The organism is Telluria sp. AZSoR62 (assembly GCF_058111565.1).
Genome location: NZ_JBYTST010000650.1, coordinates 1 through 232 on the forward strand (window position 1 = coordinate 1; position 232 = coordinate 232).

Genomic DNA, 232 nt, shown 5'->3' on the forward strand with positions numbered 1-232 from the left:
CGGGTGCATGAGCACTTCCAAGGCCCGTTCGGGTTCGGCACGCCCGACGACTCGGAGGGATGGGACCGTGTCCAGCGCGGCGCTCAAGGTGCCCCGGAGATGCCAATCCTGGTCAACCGAGGGCTTGAGCGCGAGTTCACCAGCCCCGAAGGCTGGCCTACCTCCCACGTCACAGACGAGACCGGCATGCGTGCCGCGTACGGCAAATGGAAGCAGATGATGAGCGATGACT

At 65.1% G+C, this 232-nt stretch carries 1 pseudogene; it reads left to right on the plus strand.

The window, feature by feature from the left end:
* Window positions 1–232 (plus strand): annotated as a pseudogene (locus tag AC3XQU_RS25045) (aromatic ring-hydroxylating dioxygenase subunit alpha); the annotation flags it as partial.